General features: G+C 49.8%; 4 protein-coding genes. All 4 read right to left on the bottom strand.

What is annotated here, in order from left to right:
* Nucleotides 1-133 precede the first annotated feature (133 nt).
* A complete protein-coding gene (gene frr / locus L691_RS0110215; RefSeq protein ID WP_025690375.1) occupies nt 134-688 on the bottom strand; it encodes a ribosome recycling factor in 555 nt (184 codons plus the stop codon).
* Nucleotides 688-1,416, bottom strand: coding sequence for a UMP kinase (gene pyrH, locus L691_RS0110210; protein ID WP_025690374.1), 729 nt, complete (start codon nt 1,414-1,416; stop codon nt 688-690). The genes frr and pyrH overlap by 1 nt, the downstream gene beginning before the upstream one ends.
* Before the next feature lie 239 nt (nt 1,417-1,655).
* The gene (gene tsf, locus L691_RS0110205) at nt 1,656-2,306 is read right to left on the bottom strand and encodes a translation elongation factor Ts (RefSeq protein WP_025690373.1); all 651 of its coding nucleotides are present in this window, start codon (nt 2,304-2,306) and stop codon (nt 1,656-1,658) included.
* A 210-nt stretch (nt 2,307-2,516) separates the two neighbouring features.
* A complete protein-coding gene (rpsB, locus tag L691_RS0110200) occupies nt 2,517-3,218 on the bottom strand; it encodes a 30S ribosomal protein S2 (RefSeq protein ID WP_025690372.1) in 702 nt (233 codons plus the stop codon).
* Nucleotides 3,219-3,639 lie beyond the last annotated feature (421 nt).

The raw sequence follows: 3,639 nt of genomic DNA, 5'->3' as shown, positions 1-3,639 counted from the left end.
GACCGGCTGCTGCCGCTCTTCCCGGCCCAGCCAAGATTGAACCCGTTTGATCATTAACGTTTCCTCCATGTTTCATGCGAGAAAGAGACAAACCCCACCAAATTGAGGAGGGGCCTTAATCTCTGCGCTATCTTTATACTTCCATGATCTCTTTTTCTTTAGTCAGGAGCACTTTGTCGACCTCGGCAATGAACTTATCCGTCGTCTTCTGGATATTCTCCTGATGTCCGCGGGATTCGTCCTCCGAAATGCCGTTCTTCTCCATCTTCTTGATATCGTCATTTGCATCGCGGCGGATGTTGCGGATCGCCACCTTTGCTTCTTCGCCGAATTTTTTTGTCAGCTTAACAAGCTCCCCGCGGCGTTCTTCCGTAAGCGCAGGAATGGACAGACGGATTGTGCTGCCGTCGTTAGCAGGCGTAAGACCGAGATCGGATTTCATAATCGCCCGTTCGATATCGGCTAACGAAGATTTATCCCACGGCTGAATAAGCAGTGTGCGGGAATCCGGGGTGTTAATGTTGGCAAGCTGATTGACCGGAGTCGGCGAACCGTAATATTCCACCTGAATGCGGTCTAGCAGCGAAGGGGTTGCACGTCCGGCACGAAGCGTCGACAAATCGCGTTTGAGCGACAAAATCGCTTTCTCCATGCGCTCTTCGGCATTTTTTTTAACCGATTGTGGCATTATTCTACACTCCCTTTAACAATTGTTCCGATGCGTTCTCCCAGAACAACACGCTTGATGTTGCCCTGTTGTGTGATGGCAAACACAATAAGCGGTATATCGTTATCCATGCAGAGAGAGGATGCGGTGGAGTCCATGACGCCCAGATTCTTGTTGAGCACGTCCAAATAAGTAAGCTGTTCATACTTTTGGGCGGTGCTATCTTTGAACGGATCAGCGGAATAGACGCCATCAACTTTATTCTTAGCCATCAGAATGACTTCGGCTTCGATTTCAGCCGCACGCAGCGCCGCAGTCGTATCGGTTGAGAAGAACGGATTGCCTGTACCGGCCGCAAAAATAACGACCCGCCCTTTCTCCAGATGGCGAATGGCCCGGCGCCGGATATAAGGCTCTGCGATCTGCTGCATCGAGATCGAGGTCTGTACTCTGGTCGGCACACCGATCTGTTCCAAAGAGTCCTGCAAAGCCAGCGAATTCATAACCGTAGCCAGCATGCCCATATAGTCAGCCGTCGCACGGTCTATGCCGCTTGCGCTGCCAGCAATGCCGCGCCAAATGTTGCCCCCGCCACAAACGATGGCGACTTGGACGCCAAGCTCCACGACTTCCTTCACCTGCTCGGCAATAGAGCTAATCGTATCCGCATCGATACCGTAACCGTTATGCCCTGCCAGCGATTCGCCGCTGACCTTCAGGACTACCCTTTTAAATACCGGCTGTTCCAAATTGTATACCCTCACTTTGCAATGGTGCCTTACGGGCCCCAGGTTATTCGTGCATCCCTGCCGCATGAGCGGCGAGGGTGAATCGGCGGCCAAGCTGTCTCATTCCGGTCCGGTTTCCCCATATGGAGAGCAGATCCGTATACTTCCGCTTGCAAAAGACGGAACACCATGTACCCGTGTTCCGCTCTTGAAAGTGCCTGCTATATGTTCATTTCTGCGGTGCTGGCCCCGAATGCTTATTATGGTTTCACTTGCGCCATTACTTCTTCTACGAAGTTGTCGACTTTCTTCTCAAGCCCTTCGCCAAGTTCGTAACGGACAAAGCGGCGAATGGAGATGTTCTCGCCGATCGTGCTGACTTTTTCGTTCAGCAGGTTGGAAATTGTCTTGTCAGGGTCTTTGATAAAGGCTTGCTCAAGCAGTACATGCTCTTCATAGTACTTATTGATACGTCCTTCGACCATTTTGTCAACGATTTTCTCCGGTTTGCCTTCGTTCAGCGCTTGCGCTCTCAGAATTTCCTTTTCCTTCTCGATTTCTTCCGCAGGAACTTCTTCGCGGCGAACGAAACGCGGAGCGGCCGCGGCGATTTGCATCGCGATATCGCGAGCGAACTCTTTGAATTGGTCGGTCTTGCCGACAAAGTCGGTTTCGCAGTTGATTTCTACCAGAACGCCGATGCGGCCGCCTGCGTGAATGTAAGATTCAACAACGCCCTCAGTCGCTGCGCGTCCTGCTTTGTTTGCTGCTGCGGAAAGGCCTTTTTCGCGGAGAATTTCAACCGCTTTGTTCAGATCGCCGCCAGCTTCTTCCAGCGCCTTTTTACAATCCAGCATGCCCGCGCCGGTTCTTTCGCGGAGCTCTTTTACGGATTTTGCGTCTACTGCCATTGTTTAATCCCTCCAGATAAATTGTTTGCCTTCTAAATTCAAAACGCCCCCACAAAGAACAGCCTTGGCTATGGAACCTTAGTTGGTGCTTTGCGGGGACCCCGGAAGCTTAAAAGCTATTCATTCGGTAAAAAAAGGGCAGTGAGAGGTTATCCACCTGCCGACCACCCTTTTCATTTAATTTCATATTCGATATGCAACCAGCAGGATTTAAGCTGAAGTTGTGTCTTCGCCTTGATGAGCTTCCACTACAGCGTCTGCCATTTTACCCGTCAGCAGCTTAACGGCGCGGATTGCGTCGTCATTGCCCGGAATAACGTAGTCGATCTCGTCCGGATCGCAGTTCGTATCGACGATAGCAACAATCGGAATACCCAATTTGCGCGCTTCGGCAACGGCGATGCGCTCTTTGCGCGGATCAATAATGAACAGTGCGCTTGGGAGACCTTTCATGTTCTTGATACCGCCAAGGAATTTCTCAAGACGTTCTTTCTCTTTACGGAGAAGGATGACTTCTTTCTTAGGCAGAACGGAGAATGTGCCGTCCTCTTCCCAAGCTTCCAGCTTTTTCAGACGATCGATACGCTTTTGAATCGTTTGGAAATTCGTCAGCGTGCCGCCGAGCCAACGTTGGTTGATGTAGTACATGCCCGAACGTTCGGCTTCTTCTTTTACAGAGTCTTGAGCTTGTTTCTTTGTTCCGACGAACAGGATCGTACCATTGTCGCCTGCTACGCTCTTAACAAAGTTGTAAGCCTCTTCTACTTTCTTGACCGTCTTTTGCAGGTCGATAATGTAGATTCCGTTTCTTTCAGTGAAGATATAACGATCCATTTTCGGGTTCCAACGACGAGTCTGATGACCGAAGTGTACCCCAGCTTCGAGAAGCTGCTTCATGGAGATTACTGCCATCTTCACGCACCTCCTAAGTTTGGTTTTATTGTGTGTCCCTCCGCCAGGTATCATCTTGCAGCAAGACTTTCTTCGGAAGAAAGCACCGCTTGCTGTAATCAACCGACGTGTGTTTTAACACCGTCATTTAATATATCACAAGACTACATGGGATGCAACGTCTGACGCACGATTTTTGTCATAAAACGCGATGCTTGAGAATACGGGTCGATAGCCGCTCAAGAAGAAACGGCTGCGCCGTCCTGTTAGGGACGGTATCGTTTCTCGTAGAAATATAAGGCAAAGTATAAGCTCGTAGCTTATACTTTTTTATATTTTTAAAAAACGCCCATTTTCAATAACGGCGCTCACTTTTTCACACTAACCAGTTCGTCAATGATCGATTCGACGCTCTGTCCGGCTTCAAAACTGTACTGACCGT

The sequence above is a fragment of the Paenibacillus zanthoxyli JH29 genome (genome assembly GCF_000520715.1).
Taxonomy (GTDB): domain Bacteria; phylum Bacillota; class Bacilli; order Paenibacillales; family Paenibacillaceae; genus Paenibacillus_AQ; species Paenibacillus_AQ zanthoxyli.
The sequence above is the reverse complement of the archived record's forward strand: the minus strand, read 5'-3'. Positions and strand labels throughout refer to the sequence as shown.